Origin of the sequence: Nitrosomonas sp. Nm34 (assembly GCF_900113925.1) — a bacterium.
GTDB lineage: Bacteria > Pseudomonadota > Gammaproteobacteria > Burkholderiales > Nitrosomonadaceae > Nitrosomonas.
In genome coordinates this window covers 203,619-219,065 of the sequence record NZ_FORD01000001.1, presented here as the reverse complement: position 1 = coordinate 219,065, position 15,447 = coordinate 203,619, and the positions used below count along the sequence as shown (strand labels likewise).

Here is a 15,447-nt window from a genome sequence, read left to right as displayed (position 1 = left end):
CGCAAGCCAAAAGTTGATACTAAGTGCAGGTGATTACTTTGCCTGCGTTACCTGGCTGGATTGGCTACTATTGCAAGCCAATCAATTCTACATCGAAAATCAAGGTTGCATTAGGTGGAATCACATTGCCAGCGCCGTGCGCGCCATAAGCCATATTGGGGGGGATGATCAATGTGCGTTGCCCACCCACTTTCATTCCCATTACTCCTTGATCCCAGCCTTTGATAACACGCCCTGAACCCAGCAAAAATGAAAAGGGCTCCTTTCGGTCGTATGAACTATCAAATTTTTTTCCTTTTTTATCAGGAGCCGCCGCATCATAAAGCCAACCTGTATAATGAACACGCACGGTTTTACCTATCCCAGCTTCCTCACCTGTACCCTCTTTGACATCGATTTTTTGCAATTCAGTGACTCCTGACGTGGTGGTGTGTGGCTCTGAGGCATGTTCCTTGTAGGCAACAGCGCTCAGCGGCAATAGCGTTAAACTTAGCAGAAAAAAGCTCAAACTCAATGAAATTTTTGTTTTATTCATGAAGACCTCAAAAGAAAAATCAAAAAATGTATTGCCTTTTATCAAACAGCAGCAAGTATTATACTCACTATGGCTTACCTAATAGGGCAATCCATGCAATTTCATATTATTGTGCCTTATTAACGGTATTCTGTTTTTTTAAATTTTATAATCGGCAGTCCGTCTATTTATTCATATGCAATTAAACGAACAAGCAAATCAGAATAGAGAGGGAGTGCATATCCTGCACTTGCATAATTCTCTTTTTATGCGTTGGCTTTATTTTGGGGTCGGCATCACAGCGTTGCTGTTGGGGATATTGGGGATTTTTTTACCTATTCTTCCTACTACACCGTTTATCTTGCTAGCTGCAGCTTGTTTTGCACGCAGTTCAGAACGTCTTCATGAATTTTTGCTCGGTAATCGTATTGCTGGCCCCATCATTTACGAGTGGTGCCAATACCGTAGCGTATCCCGGCGAGTCAAACGCTGGGTATATTTTATGATCGTCTTGTCATTTGGTAGCTCTATCTTGATGGTATCTTCCTATTGGCTTAAGTTGATGTTAATTGCGCTGCTAATAATATTAATATTTTTTATATGGCGCATACCAGTCAGAGATACCGTCATTTATCCAAAAGAAAATTAGCAGACTTGATTATTGTCAGCAGCTATTTTGCCGATCCTTAAAAACGCAAAATCAAGTGCGTGCTGATGTATCTGGTATGCAAGAATACATTATTCCCGCCACGACGGAAGCTGGTAAATTTATAGAACGGTAAAAGCTAATACCCAAGCGGGGATGAAAAGTATTTATATGAATCTTAAAAAAGCTGTCAATAAAATTATTGTAGCTGATTCATCAAGGGGATAGTCCGCTTAAAACTATAACGACGCGGTAAAACCCTAAAAAGTAAAACTTCAGTTCTCTGCCAAAAGTATTGAACAAAAATATTAGCCGAAAATTTTTTTTCAGTATCGTGCAGACATCTTTCCTGGTTAACTTTAATGTGAATTAAGAGCTAACTGGTAAAAAATTTCAGGAAAACAAAGCCGCAGCCAGCTTTCCGAACACATGCGCCATAAGCCCCTTATAAGAACGAACTTTGCTGGCACATTCAATGCCTGTTTTTTCTTCTATCCAGGCAAATAATGTTTTAATCGGTTGCCGCACGCGAGAAACTGCTGTAGACAACTATTGATCCTGTGGTTCCAGATAGGGTTGCCTCGCAAGGATGACTGTAAATGTATCAGTCAACCAAACCTGCCCGGGGTTCCTGGTTTCCTGTTCTTGCTGAATCAGTGCTAATAAGGGTGCAAACACATCGGCTACTCGATTCAGGCGCTGAACATAAGCCACATAACCAGGAAGTCGTGGAGACCACTCGCGTAAATGGCGAGCTGTGTACTCATCAATACCTTTGATTTCTCGATGCTTGTCCACCATACCGAACAGGAAGAGGGTAATGATTTCTTTGTCGCTAAAACTTAAATCCGCGTAATGGCTCATTCTTTGACTATAAGTTCAAAGATTTTGCTGATACTGATAATGCTTGCAAACATAGAGATAAATGGTTATTGATCGGTTTTTCCAGCTCATTGGTTACTTTGATTGAGGTTGGGTGATGTCTTCCTCAATAGTTTTATGTTATTGATGAACTGGCTTCTATTTCAGCTCTTAATTCGCATTTTAATAGTAACAATTGAGTTGCAGAGGTTCGTAAGCAATTTTGGGGGCTTAGTCTGAGTATGATAAACTATGTAAAGAAGAGCTTAATTATTTAGAAGTTAACAGGAGAGAAGAATGAAGAAAAAGCTACCTTTGTTGTTATTAGGTTGTATGCTGGTTGTATTGAGTGGCTGCTCGAGAGATAAATATATGCCAGAAGCAGGCGCAACGCCTGAGACTATTTTTAAGGAGGCTTGTGCAAAATGCCATTCTCCTGTAAATGGCAAGGTAATGGCGTTGAGTCCGGAAATAGCCAACAAGGAGGCAATTATTGATAGGATTAGAAATGGGAAAGGATTAGGCATGCCTGCTTTCCCTAATCTTATGGGGGATTCCGTGGAAGATCTGGCACAGTATGTATTGGAAAATAGCGCAACAAAGTAAATTGTTGACAGTCGTCGTTTTCTGTGATAAAGATTTCTGCTGGTCATTATGAGCTATCCATGCCGCATAAGGATTTCTGAATGGTTTGCTTGTGCGGCATTTTTTGATTGAAGCGGTAATTTGAGTTGACTTGATTCGTATTTACTCAGGAATTTGTTTTGCCTAATCACACAATAGCTAGAAATTATATTGTATCTACAGCGGAATCGAAATGTGCTACGTGTAGTTTGCGAGAGATATGTTTGCCAGTGGGTCTTGATAAAGATGAAACAGAGCTCCTGGGCGATTTAATTAATCATAAGTATAGGATTCGACGTGGAGAGCACTTGTTTCATGCTGGATTAGCTTTCAAATCACTTTATGCTGTCCGCAATGGTTTTTTTAAATCTTGTGTGCTTGACTCGGATGGTCGTCAGCAGGTTACTGGGTTCTATATGACGGGAGAGTTGTTGGGGCTGGATGCAATTAGCTCAGAAAAACACACTTGTGATACCGTTGCGTTAGAAGATAGCGAGGTTTGTGAGGTTCCTTTTATCAAGCTTGAAGAGATTAGCCGTCGTATTCCCTTGCTTATGCATCATTTTCATAAAATCATGAGTCGTGAAATCGTTCAAGATCACGCCATAATGATGTTGATGGGGGGTAGGAAAGCTGAAGAACGATTAGCTGCTTTTTTACTTAATCTGTCAGAACGTTTTGCCAAGCGTGGATATTCATCCACAAATTTTATTCTTAGAATGACGCGCGAAGAGATCGGAAGCTACCTGGGACTCAAGCTTGAAACGGTTAGCCGTTCATTGTCCAGATTGCAAGAAGAAGGAATTATTACGATCAACAACAAAAACGTCAGATTAAACGATATTTATCGCTTGAACCACAAAATTAGTGGCTACTCAGATTGAGAGTGGTTGTGTCATTTCTTGTCATTCAGAATTTATTGGAACCTCAATCTATATTTTTAGATAAATGGCTTTCTTGAGAGTAGGCTAGAGCATGTTATAATCGCCGGCTATTAAGACTCTCAAATATATAGCGGGAAGTCTAATTGTAATCCATATAGTAAATATTAATAAATACACACACTTGTCATTATAGGGTGCTTAATAAGCAAAATAGCTGGAGACGAGTGGCGGTTTAACCCTAAAGGAAATTTTATGTCAGTAAATATGCGTCAAATGCTAGAGGCTGGTGTACATTTTGGACATCAGACCCGCTTCTGGAACCCAAAAATGTCTCCGTATATTTTTGGGCAGCGAAATAAGATTCACATTATCAATCTTGAAAAAACCTTGGTCATGTTTGATGATGCGATGAAATATTTGCGCAGACTGTCTGCAAATGGAGGCACTATTCTGTTTGTTGGAACAAAACGCCAAGCACGCGATATCATTCGCGAAGAAGCAACACGTTGTGGTTCTCCCTATGTCAACCAACGCTGGTTGGGGGGGATGTTAACCAATTTTAAAACAATTAAACAATCGATCAAGCGCCTCCAGGACATGGAGGCAATGGTGCAGGATGGTTTGCTTGATAAGTTCGTCAAAAAAGAGGCGCTCGATTTTCAACGTGAACTCGATAAGCTCAATAACAGTTTAGGTGGTATCAAGGAGATGAAGGGGCTGCCTGATGCGATGTTTGTTATTGATGTGGGATATCAAAAAGGCACTATCACTGAGGCAAACAAATTGGGGGTTCCTGTTGTGGGTGTTGTCGATACTAATCATAGCCCGACTGGCGTGGAGTATGTGATTCCGGGCAATGATGATTCAGGCCAAGCTATACGTCTTTATGCGCGCGCAGCAGCTGATGCTATTTTGGAAGGGCGCAATCAATCTATCCAGGAAATTATCGAAATGAGTAATTCTAGCGCTGAAAGTTGATTGGATTTAGCTGGAAATGTAGAAAAGTAGTGATTAGAGCAGAAACAGAATTTGAAGCAGATATTCACTTTTGATGCTGTTATAAAATAAAAAAGTGATAAATAATTAAAACCATTATCTTGCTCTTTTCTTTCATCTTTATTAATCAATAATTAAGTTTTTAGTACTTGGAGTAAATATGGCGGAAATTACCGCAAGTATGGTAAAAGAATTACGTGAGCGAACCGGCTTGGGTATGATGGAGTGTAAAAAGGCCCTGGCAGAAACAAGCGGTGATATGAAAGCAGCGGAAGATTTGTTGCGAATCAAAAGCGGTGCCAAGGCAAGTAAAGCGTCTGGACGTATCGCTGCTGAAGGTGTTATTGGCGCTTATATTTCGACAGATAGAAAAAATGGCGCATTAGTAGAAATTAACTGTGAGACTGATTTTGTCGCAAAAAATGACGATTTCGTCAATTTTGCCAAAAGTTTGGCGCAGTTGATTGCATCAAAAAAAGTGACTGAGACAGGAGCGCTTTCGACAATGACGCTGCCTCATGGAGAAACTGTGGAAGCCTCCCGCCAAGCCTTAGTGATGAAGCTTGGAGAAAATATCAGTATAAGACGAAGTGTTTGTTACACGGCAAGTGGCAATCTTGCAATGTACCTGCACGGATCAAAAATTGGTGTAATGATCGATTACTCCGGTGGGGATGAAGCGCTAGGTAAGGATTTAGCTATGCATATTGCTGCATGTAAGCCGATATGCGTTTCTGGTGAGCAAATACCATCAGACTTGCTGGAACATGAGCGTCAGATTTTTACAGCACAGGCTGCAGAGAGCGGAAAGCCGGCCAATATTATCGAGAAAATGGTAGAAGGACGGATAGCGAAATATTTAGCTGAGGTAACCTTGCTAGGTCAGCCTTTTGTTAAGGATCCAGAGCAAACAGTCGAGAAATTGCTTGCTAGCAAATCTGCCAAGGTTAATGGTTTTACTCTTTTCGTGGTTGGTGAGGGGATAGAGAAAAAGTCTGACGATTTTGCTGCTGAAGTTATGGCGCAAGTTAGTCAAACAAAAGAGAAAAAAGCATAATAGCCATTTCTTACTTCAGCTTATGCCATCTGCTTATAAACGTATTCTGCTGAAACTTTCTGGGGAAGCCCTGATGGGCGATGATAAGTATGGGATTAATCGCAATGTAGTAGAGCATATCGTAGTTGAAATTGCAGAGGCATGTCAGTTCGGTGTTGAAGTGGCCATCGTGGTGGGAGGGGGAAACATCTTTCGTGGCATGAAATCTGCCGGTGACGGCATGGATCGGGTAACCGCGGATTACATGGGTATGTTGGCTACCATAATGAATGCTCTGGCTCTGCAGGATGCGATGCGAAGGAAAGGCTTAATATCACGAGTACAATCTGCATTACGAATTGATCAGGTGGTAGAACCCTATATACGCAATAAGGCAATACGGTATTTAGAAGAGGGGAAAGTTGTAATATTTGCTGCGGGTACCGGTAACCCTTTTTTTACTACCGATACCGCTGCTGCGTTGCGGGGCATGGAAATTAATGCTGACGTTGTACTTAAAGCGACTAAGGTAGATGGGATTTATTCTAGTGACCCCAAAATAAATTCCAACGCAACACGCTATCATCATTTATCTTTTGACGAGGCGATTATTGAAAATCTGCAAGTCATGGACGCTACAGCTCTGACACTTTGTCGCGACCAGAAACTACCCATTAATGTTTTTAGTATCTTTAAATCGGGCGCGCTTATGCGAATACTCATGGGGAAAGATGAAGGAACCCTGGTAAGTAATGGATGATTCAAATTAGGACGATTAATTATGATCGCTGATGTAAAAAAATCTGCTGAGCAGAAAATGCAGAAGACTCTCGAAACACTTAAAAATGATTTTAGTAAAGTCAGGAGCGGCCGTCCACATACTGGTCTATTAGACCATGTTATGGTTGACTACTATGGAACCCCAACCCCTATTAATCAAGTGGCTAATATTAGCTTACCAGATGCACGTACCATTGGTGTTGTGCCTTGGGATAAAAAAATGCTCAATGCTATTGAAAAAGCCATTCGTGAATCTGAATTAGGGGTGAATCCTATGACAGTGGGTGAAATGGTACGTGTACCCATGCCGCCGCTGACTGAAGAGCGGCGTCGAGAACTTACCAAGATTGTTAAGAATGAGGCTGAAGCCGCCCGAGTAGCCATGCGTAATATTCGTCGAGATGCAAATGCTCATATGAAAGAATTACTCAAAGAAAAACAAATTTCTGAGGACGATGATCGGCGAGGTCAGGAGGAGATTCAGAAACTCACTGATCGCTATATCGCTGAAGTAGATAAATCTTTGCAAGCCAAAGAAGCCGAATTGATGGCTGTGTAAGTTATGCCTCAGAGCCTTAGCTCAACTGCCGAAATTTCAGGAAAAAGTATCATTCCCAGGCATATCGCCATCGTTATGGATGGTAATGGGCGTTGGGCAAAAAAGCGGTTTTTGCCAAGAGTTACCGGGCATAGAAAAGGTGTCGAAGCTGTAAGGAGTATCATTAAGGCGTGCATTGAACAGGGGGTGGAGTTTCTTACGCTCTTTGCTTTTAGTAGCGAAAACTGGCGCAGGCCTGAGGAAGAGGTCACATTTTTGTTACAGCTTTTTGTTAATACACTTGAGCATGAAGTGACCAAACTGAATGAAAATGGCATCTGCTTCAAGGTGATAGGTGATCTATCCAAATTTGATGCAAGAACTGTAACGTTCATTCGTCAGGGCGAAGAATTAACTGCCAATAATAACCGCTTGATATTTACGGTTGCAGCAAATTATGGAGGACGCTGGGATATCATGCAGGCTATCCAGAAAATGATGATCCATTCACCAGGTTTAATGGAAAATTTTGAAGAAGCGGATCTTGCCAAGTATTTTGCGATGAGTTATGCACCTGACCCAGATTTATTTATTCGGACTGGTGGGGAATGTCGTATCAGTAATTTCTTGCTGTGGCAATCAGCCTACGCAGAATTATATTTTACAGATACACTTTGGCCAGACTTCGATGCCCAGGCGCTTGATTTGGCGATAAAATCTTATCAGCAACGAGAGCGTAGGTTCGGTCGAATCAGTGAGCAATTGCAAAATATGCCTGTTGAAAAAGGAATGACCAAAATTGCTGCCAAGAAAAAATTTTAATTTCTTTATTTTTTATTTCAGCGGGATGTGACCCGCTCATGCTGAAAACACGGATCCTTACAGCTATTATTCTGATAGCTTTATTCATACCAGCTTTATTTTATTTGCCGGCAATATTTTGGGCGATGTTGCTTCTAGGGCTGACCATTGTTGCGTCTAGAGAATGGTGCAGATTGGCAAAGTTTACAACCCATCAAACTATACTTTATTTAATTTCGACAACCTTGCTGGGTGGAGAGTTACTGCTAATAATAAGTGAAGCAGTGACAATTAATCCAAACAATACTAGCATGATGTGGATTTATGTGGTGTCATGTATATTTTGGGGAGGCGTTGCCCCGGTTTTATTATGGAAATTTTACGCGGTTAAAAGCGTAGGCTTATTAATGTTAATGGGTTGGCTCATTCTTCTCCCAACTTGCCTGGCCTTATATCAATTGCGCGCTATCGATCCGTGGTTACTGCTTGGATCGATGGGTGTGGTCTGGGTATCAGACATTGCTGCCTATTTTGTCGGTCGCTCGTTTGGTAAACATAAACTCGCCCCTAACATTAGTCCTGGCAAAACTTGGGAAGGTGTAGCTGGCGCTTTAATAGTGGTTGTTTGTTATGCGTTGATATGGGGTCAATTTATAGGAAAAGGGAATAATATATTAATAATCAATTTGGTTTTATTGTCCCTGTTGCTAGCCGGATTAGGAATTATAGGTGATTTATTTGAATCGCTAATGAAGCGACAGGCCGGTGTTAAAGACAGCGGTAACATTTTGCCTGGCCACGGCGGTATACTCGATCGAATTGATGCACTTACTTCAACTTTACCCATTGCAGTATTGGCATTTCTCATTTTTTATTCATTCGAACTATGACAGTAATGCATCATCTGACTATACTTGGATCTACGGGAAGTATTGGTGAAAATACATTGGATGTAGTAGCGCGTCATTCCGACCGGTTCCACGTGATTGCCCTTACTGCTAATAAAAATGTAAATAAAATTTTTACACAATGTCAGCGTTTCCACCCTAAATATGCAGTCATGCTAGATGCAGTCAGCGCTGAACAGCTGGAAAAAAAATTAAGAGCAGCAGGTATTGATACGCAGGTATTGGCAGGGATTGAATCGCTGGAAAGCGTGGCTTCTTTAGCTGAAGTGGATACTGTCATGGCAGCAATTGTTGGTGCTGCTGGCATCCGCCCGACGATAGCAGCTGCACGCTCGGGTAAGAAAGTTTTATTAGCTAATAAAGAAACGCTAGTGATGGCAGGTCGTATTTTTATGGATATAGTAAAGCAGTGCCACGCCATCCTGTTGCCGATTGATAGTGAACATAATGCCATCTACCAGTCACTGCCAAGACATTTTAGTGGAGACCTTGCTTCATCAGGTGTTCGCCGTATCCTGCTAACAGCATCAGGAGGACCCTTTCGGCGGTTAACTTTGTCAAATCTAGACCATGTCACACCTGAGCAAGCTTGCGCACATCCTAATTGGGTTATGGGAAGAAAAATATCAGTAGATTCTGCCACAATGATGAATAAAGGGCTGGAAGTGATCGAAGCACATTGGTTATTCGATGCAGCATCAGATAAAATCCAGGTTGTCATTCATCCAGAAAGCGTCATTCATTCCATGGTCGAGTATATTGACGGTTCAGTTCTGGCGCAACTGGGAAATCCGGATATGCGCACGCCAATTGCGCATGCCCTCAGTTATCCTGAGCGAATGGAAAGCGGTGTCAAGTCATTGGATATATTTGAGATAGCACAATTAAATTTTGAAGCACCGGATTTTGCGCGTTTTCCTTGCTTGAGACTTGCCTATGAGGCATTGTCTGCAGGTGGCAATATGCCAGCAGTACTCAACGCTGCCAACGAAGTTGCTGTCGAGTCTTTTCTTGCTGGTCAAATGCCATTTACTGCGATACCAGTAATGATCGAGCAGGCTTTGCAGATGATCAGTCGAACAGAGATTGCCTCACTGAATGATGTGCTGACAGCTGACTCTATGGCACGAGACGTCGCACGAGAGTGGTTGGCGTGCCAAGCTTAAGGTTAGCGTGGCTTTTGTGTGAAAAATAGAAACAATGAGTAATTGACGAGGTGTAGCACGTTCTTTCTTCCTAAGTATATTAAGAAACATATTGTTGTCATCATATTTAATTGATATGTCATTACTTTTTACAATTCTCTCTTTTATTGTTGCGCTTGGCGTATTAATCACTTTTCATGAGCTTGGTCACTATTTCGTTGCACGCTGGAGCGGTGTTAAAGTGTTGCGTTTCTCAATTGGTTTTGGCCAGCCATTGTTCAAAAAACGCTTAGGTAAAGATCAAACCGAATGGGTGATTGCAGCGCTTCCCTTAGGGGGATATGTCAAGATGCTGGATGAGCATGAGGGAGAGGTTTTGCCCCAGGAGTTGCCGCGTGCATTTAATCGCCAACCTGTCATAAAGCGTTTTGCTATTGTCGCTGCAGGGCCGCTCGCTAATTTTCTGCTGGCAATTCTTCTCTATTGGCTTCTTTTTATATCTGGAGTGAGTGGGTTGAAGCCTATACTGGGTCCCATAAAGCCATCGACACCCGCTGCCTTTTCAGCTTTTAAAGAAGGTGAAACCATTGTAAAGATTGAAAATGAACCTGTGGTGACTTGGCAGGATGTGCGTTGGCTCGTATCAACCCATGTCATTGACCGTAATCCTGAAGTGATGGTGGAAACAGTTAATCCTCAGGGGGAAGTTTTTTGGCGGAAATTAGATTTAAGTAGTGTAGATACTGAGGATGTGAATGCAAACTTCCTGGAAAAAATTGGTTTGGTAACTTATCCACCGAATATGGCGCCAATTATTGGTCAGGTAATGACTGGCGGAGCAGGTGATCGGGCAGGGTTGCACGTCGGAGATGAAATTCTTGCAGTAAACAATAAAGGCATTTCATATTGGGAAGAATTGGTTAAAGAAATCCGAGCCATGCCAGGGCAGCCGCTTACCTTGGAAGTTTTGCGTGATGGTAAGACAATAGATATTCCTATCACACCGGATAAAGCGGTCGATGGTAATGCAGAGATCGGGAAAATTGGAATTGCACCAAGGATTGATCAGGAAGCACTCACTAAGCTGCTGGTTAATGTAAGTTATCCTGCTGGCACTGCATTGTTGAAAGCGTTGGATAAAACTTGGGAGATGACCTTTTTTACTCTTCGAATGCTCGGAAAAATGGTGATGGGGGAAGTTTCATGGAAGAATATGAGCGGTCCCATCACGATCGCAGATTATGCTGGGCAATCGGCAAAAATGGGGATAATTGCTTATCTTGGCTTCCTCGCTTTGATCAGTGTGAGCCTTGGAGTATTGAATCTATTACCTATTCCGGTATTGGATGGAGGACATCTAATGTATTATATGATCGAAATTTTTAAGGGTGCTCCAGTATCTGAGAAAACCGTGGCTATTGGCCAACAGATTGGTATGGTGATGTTATTTACCCTCATGGTTTTTGCAATTTACAATGATATTTATCGGCTTATTTCTGGTTAAGCATGAAATTCAAGTGTCTCGTCATACTTTCTTGCTTGTTCTATTCGCTTGTTTGCGAAGCAATTGAACCATTCGTGGTAAAGGATATTCGTGTTGACGGGATACAGCGTACTGAAGCAGGAACAGTCTTTAGTTATCTCCCCATAAAAGTGGGGGATGTTCTCGACGATACTAAAGCCGCTGCTGCAATAAAAACACTTTATGCAACTGGCTTTTTCCAGGATATAAAATTAAAGGCACAAGATGGATTATTGATTGTACAAATCCAGGAGCGTCCAGCTATTGCGCAAATTAATATTAACGGCGCCAAGGAATTTGAAAAAGACAAGTTGAAAGAAGGCTTAAAACAAGCGGGTTTATCTGAGTCGCGTATCTTTAGTCGCGCCTTGTTGGAGAAAGCCGAGCAAGAGTTGAAACGCCAATACATCAGTCGCGGCAAATATGCTGTTAAGATTACGACGACAACGACCCCATTGGAGCGTAATCGCGTAGGAATTAACTTTGATATTGAAGAAGGTAAAACGACCAGAATCCGTCATATCAATATTGTTGGTAATGAAGTTTTTAGTGATAGTGATTTGGTAGGGTTGTTTGTGCTGAGAACACCGGGATTACTGACCTGGTTCACAAAAGATGATCAATATTCGAAACAAAAATTATCTGCCGATCTGGAAACATTGCGATCGTATTATCTCGACCGTGGTTATCTAGAGTTCAATATTGATTCTACTCAGGTATCCATTACGCCTGATTTGAAGGATATTTACATCACCATTAATATCACGGAAGGGCCGCAATATACGGTTTCAGATATCAAGCTTGCTGGAAATTTATTGGTACCAGAACAAGAATTACGCAACCTGATTAAACTCGAACCAGGAGGTGTTTTCAACCGGGAGAAGTTAACAGAATCCATCAAACTGATTACTGATCGATTGGGTGATGAGGGTTATGCCTTCGCCAATGTTAACGCTTCACCTGAGCTAGATAAGGACAGCAGGAAAACAGCGTTTACTTTTTATATCGATCCAGGACGCCGAGTCTATGTTAGGCGTATCAATATCAGCGGGAATGATCGGACCCGAGACGAAGTCATTCGCCGGGAATTTCGTCAAATGGAGGGAGCATGGCATTCAACCAGCCAAATCAACCGTTCGAAGCAACGCGTTGACCGAACAGATTTTTTCTCGAGTGTCGATGTGGAAACTCCCCCAGTACCTGATGCGCCTGATCAGGTTGATATCAATGTCAGTGTAACTGAGAAACCTACCGGTTCGATCATGTTTGGGGCAGGTTACTCAGATTTGGAAGGGATTATTTTAAATGCTTCTGTTTCCCAGAACAACATTTTTGGCACAGGAAATTTTCTCAGCGTGAATGTCAACACTGGTAGTGTCAATAAGATATTCGCGGCCTCTTTTACCAATCCTTATTGGACGATCAACGGCGTCAGCCTTGGCATTGATATCTTTCGACGTTACCTGAACACTAATTCCTTAAACAATGTGGGTGTTTTTAATACGGATACATCTGGCGCGACGTTACGCTTCGGGATTCCGATCGCGGAAAACGATATCGTTTCTCTGGGGCTGGGTGCGGAACATACGAAAATTGATCTTAAACCCAATAGCCCCCAGCGCTTTAGAGATTTTGTCGAACAGTTTGGAAGCTCGACCAATAATCTTCCGATTACCCTTAGTTGGGCGCGTGATAACCGTGATAGTGCAATCTGGACTACCTCAGGGACGACGCATCGAGTATTTGGAGAAATTAGCCTGCCTTTTGCTGAGCTGGAATACTACAAGGTGAGCTATGAACAGAAATGGTTTGTTCCTATTACTCGGATATTCACCTTGATGCTGAATGGACAAGTAGGTGTTGGCGATGGTTATTCAGGTGAGCCGCTGCCTTTTTTTAAAAATTTCTTTGCGGGCGGCTTTAATTCGGTGCGTGGGTACAATATTAATTCACTGGGACCGCGCGACCCCATATTGGATGCCAATGGCAACCCAATACCTGGCAGAAGAGGAAGTGTTGTAGGAGCGAGTAAGCGTGTGGTTGGCAGCGCAGAAATTTTGTTTCCCGCTCCTTTTATGAAAGACTCAAAAAGTGTACGTTTGGCTGCTTTTATTGATGGTGGGAATGTTTTTAATGATTGGTCAGAACTGGACCTGAACTATTTACGCTTTTCTACTGGGCTCGCTGTTACCTGGATTTCACCAATGGGTCCGCTGAGGTTCAGTGTGGCACAACCATTAAATGACCAAAAGGGTGATGATATACAAAGATTCCAATTCCAGCTGGGGCAAACATTCTAACTCCAGGCTAGTTAGTTCAGCAGGAGGAGTAATTGAGGCGTAAACTGTTACGAGTACAGTGGTTGATCAGCTTGTTCATGCTGATTTTTCTGATGGGTGGGAGCTCAAATATCTGGGCGGGAGAGATCAAGATCGGGGTGGTGAATACCGAGAAAATCCTGCGGGTATCTGCACCAGCTATCGCAGCACAAAAAAAAATAGAAAAAGAATTTCTGGTATATGATGAGCGCATCAAGAAAATGGCCGCTCAAATCAAAGAATTGCAGGAACATTTAGAGAGAAATGATAAAAGTACCACAATAGAAGAAAGGCAAACTAAGGAACGTGAGCTGGCGAACATCAGCCGACAATATCAACGTGCCCAGCAACAGATGCGGGAAGATTTAACTATGCGTCAAAATGAGGAATATAGTTTGATTTTGGAACGCGTCAATAAAGTTATTAAAAAAATAGCGGAAAATGAGGGTTATGATTTGATCTTGCAGTTACAGGATTCAGTCTATCGCAGCCAGCGTATCGATATTACGAATCACGTAATCAAGGCGCTTGCCGAGCAGGAGCAGGCAAGCGGAAAATAGGTATAATTCCAGCTCTAAATCAAAACTGACTTTGCCAGCTTCACCTTGCCGTATGATTGATACTGTCTGCGGCTCGCCTTCGCGTCATTTTGATTTAGAAATGGAATAACCTATTTTTCATTTATACGCACTCTGGGGCAGCATTAAGCGGACTATTATACAAATAGCTCATTCACTATCCAGGCTAAAAAGGGAGATAAGATTGAATGCCATGGACATTTATGAAATTTTAAAGTATTTGCCTCATCGCTATCCTTTCATTTTGGTTGATCGAGTTGTATCGTATGAGCCAGGCGAAAAGATTATTGCCCTGAAAAATGTATCGATCAATGAACCATATTTTATTGGACATTTTCCGCATTATCCCGTTATGCCAGGTGTTTTAATCGTCGAAGCTTTGGCGCAGGCAGCTGCATTATTAACGCTCAAAACAGAGAATGCTGCAAAAAATGATGCACAAGTTTATTATTTTGTAGGGATTGATGGAGTACGTTTTAAAAAACCAGTCATGGCTGGTGACCAGCTTATGTTGAAAGTTGAAATTACTAGACAGATCAAAGGCGTTTGGAAATATTCGGCGCGAGCAGAGGTAGATGATCAGCTTGTGACTGAAGCAGAATTGATGTGTACTGCTAGAAACATATAGAAGCTGCTTCACTTGTTTGCAAATTCCTTTTTGACTTCGGCGTTCTCCACTCATAGATAGCTTATTGACAAGCCAATGCATGAGACTGATTGGATCGGTGGTGTGGATGAGGCCGGCAGAGGACCACTTGCTGGGCCAGTCTATGCTGCGTGTGTTATTTTGGGCTCAGATTGCACTATTGAAGGGTTGGCTGATTCTAAAAAATTGAGCGAGAGAAAACGTACTTACCTTGCTGGTGTCATCAAGCATCGAGCGAGAGCATGGGCGGTCGCATCTGCTTCAGTTGCCGAAATCGATCAGCTAAATATTCTACAGGCGAGTTTACTCGCCATGCAACGAGCCGTTGAAAAATTGCCGTTGGTTCCCTCGATTGTTTTGGTTGATGGGAATCAATCGCCACGATTGAATTGCCCCACCAGGGCGATCATTAAAGGTGACAGTTTAGTTGCTGAAATTTCAGCGGCTTCGATACTGGCTAAGACAGCACGTGATGCTGAAATGCAGCGATTACACATACATTTTCCGGTTTATGGTCTAAATCAGCATAAGGGATATCCCACAAAAGCTCACCTGGAAGCATTAAAGCAGTATGGCATATCCAACATTCATCGTCGCAGCTTTGCTCCTGTGTGTGCATTATTGACAGAGCCTGCTAGTTCCTGATTCTA

The 15,447-nt window shown here is 42.2% G+C and carries 18 protein-coding genes; 15 read left to right on the top strand and 3 right to left on the bottom strand.

What is annotated here, in order from left to right:
- Positions 1–67: 67 nt before the first annotated feature.
- Positions 68–535: an FKBP-type peptidyl-prolyl cis-trans isomerase gene (locus BM283_RS00920; protein ID WP_090687915.1), complete on the bottom strand. Its 468-nt coding sequence runs from the start codon at positions 533–535 to the stop codon at positions 68–70.
- A gap of 247 nt (positions 536–782) precedes the next feature.
- On the opposite strand from BM283_RS00920, the gene BM283_RS00915 reads away from it, so the two are divergent.
- Positions 783–1,163, top strand: coding sequence for a YbaN family protein (locus BM283_RS00915; RefSeq protein ID WP_254776066.1), 381 nt, complete (start codon positions 783–785; stop codon positions 1,161–1,163).
- 390 nt (positions 1,164–1,553) lie between these two features.
- On the opposite strand, the gene BM283_RS19195 is transcribed toward BM283_RS00915, so the two are convergent.
- Both BM283_RS19195 and BM283_RS19190 read right to left on the bottom strand, forming a co-directional pair.
- A complete protein-coding gene (locus tag BM283_RS19195; RefSeq protein WP_217646396.1) occupies positions 1,554–1,709 on the bottom strand; it encodes a hypothetical protein in 156 nt (51 codons plus the stop codon).
- Complete coding sequence (locus tag BM283_RS19190) at positions 1,710–2,024, bottom strand: hypothetical protein (RefSeq protein ID WP_217646395.1); 315 nt, start codon at positions 2,022–2,024, stop codon at positions 1,710–1,712.
- A gap of 294 nt (positions 2,025–2,318) precedes the next feature.
- Between BM283_RS19190 and BM283_RS00905 the strand changes: the two genes are divergently transcribed.
- From BM283_RS00905 to rnhB, 14 genes are all read left to right on the top strand, one after another.
- Positions 2,319–2,627 carry a c-type cytochrome gene (locus tag BM283_RS00905; RefSeq protein WP_254776064.1) on the top strand — a complete coding sequence of 103 codons (309 nt, stop codon included), beginning with the start codon at positions 2,319–2,321 and terminating at the stop codon, positions 2,625–2,627.
- A gap of 173 nt (positions 2,628–2,800) precedes the next feature.
- On the top strand, positions 2,801–3,529 hold the full coding sequence (gene fnr, locus BM283_RS00900; protein ID WP_090688023.1) for a fumarate/nitrate reduction transcriptional regulator Fnr: 729 nt from the start codon (positions 2,801–2,803) through the stop codon (positions 3,527–3,529).
- 252 nt (positions 3,530–3,781) lie between these two features.
- Entirely contained in the window at positions 3,782–4,507 is a 726-nt protein-coding gene (gene rpsB / locus BM283_RS00895; protein WP_090687910.1) for a 30S ribosomal protein S2, read from the top strand.
- 178 nt (positions 4,508–4,685) lie between these two features.
- Positions 4,686–5,582, top strand: a complete 897-nt coding sequence (gene tsf, locus BM283_RS00890) for a translation elongation factor Ts (protein WP_090687906.1) — start codon at positions 4,686–4,688, stop codon at positions 5,580–5,582.
- Positions 5,583–5,604: 22 nt separating this feature from the next.
- Complete coding sequence (gene pyrH, locus BM283_RS00885) at positions 5,605–6,321, top strand: UMP kinase (RefSeq protein ID WP_074665327.1); 717 nt, start codon at positions 5,605–5,607, stop codon at positions 6,319–6,321.
- 21 nt (positions 6,322–6,342) lie between these two features.
- Positions 6,343–6,900 carry a ribosome recycling factor gene (frr, locus tag BM283_RS00880; RefSeq protein ID WP_090687903.1) on the top strand — a complete coding sequence of 186 codons (558 nt, stop codon included), beginning with the start codon at positions 6,343–6,345 and terminating at the stop codon, positions 6,898–6,900.
- 3 nt (positions 6,901–6,903) lie between these two features.
- Positions 6,904–7,701 (top strand): polyprenyl diphosphate synthase, encoded by a 798-nt coding sequence (gene uppS / locus BM283_RS00875; protein WP_090687900.1) that lies wholly within the window; start codon positions 6,904–6,906, stop codon positions 7,699–7,701.
- Between the two features lie 38 nt (positions 7,702–7,739).
- Positions 7,740–8,570: a phosphatidate cytidylyltransferase gene (locus BM283_RS00870; RefSeq protein ID WP_090687897.1), complete on the top strand. Its 831-nt coding sequence runs from the start codon at positions 7,740–7,742 to the stop codon at positions 8,568–8,570.
- Positions 8,567–9,754 (top strand): 1-deoxy-D-xylulose-5-phosphate reductoisomerase, encoded by a 1,188-nt coding sequence (gene ispC, locus BM283_RS00865; protein WP_090687895.1) that lies wholly within the window; start codon positions 8,567–8,569, stop codon positions 9,752–9,754. Before BM283_RS00870 ends, ispC begins: the two co-directional genes overlap by 4 nt.
- 115 nt (positions 9,755–9,869) lie before the next feature.
- Positions 9,870–11,237 (top strand): RIP metalloprotease RseP, encoded by a 1,368-nt coding sequence (gene rseP, locus BM283_RS00860; protein ID WP_090687892.1) that lies wholly within the window; start codon positions 9,870–9,872, stop codon positions 11,235–11,237.
- 2 nt (positions 11,238–11,239) lie between these two features.
- Positions 11,240–13,555 (top strand): outer membrane protein assembly factor BamA, encoded by a 2,316-nt coding sequence (gene bamA, locus BM283_RS00855; protein WP_090687888.1) that lies wholly within the window; start codon positions 11,240–11,242, stop codon positions 13,553–13,555.
- A gap of 32 nt (positions 13,556–13,587) precedes the next feature.
- A complete protein-coding gene (locus tag BM283_RS00850) occupies positions 13,588–14,133 on the top strand; it encodes an OmpH/Skp family outer membrane protein (RefSeq protein ID WP_254776062.1) in 546 nt (181 codons plus the stop codon).
- Positions 14,134–14,344: 211 nt separating this feature from the next.
- Positions 14,345–14,779 (top strand): 3-hydroxyacyl-ACP dehydratase FabZ, encoded by a 435-nt coding sequence (gene fabZ / locus BM283_RS00845; RefSeq protein ID WP_046851636.1) that lies wholly within the window; start codon positions 14,345–14,347, stop codon positions 14,777–14,779.
- 75 nt (positions 14,780–14,854) lie between these two features.
- Positions 14,855–15,442, top strand: a complete 588-nt coding sequence (gene rnhB / locus BM283_RS00840) for a ribonuclease HII (RefSeq protein ID WP_090687885.1) — start codon at positions 14,855–14,857, stop codon at positions 15,440–15,442.
- Positions 15,443–15,447: the final 5 nt, after the last annotated feature.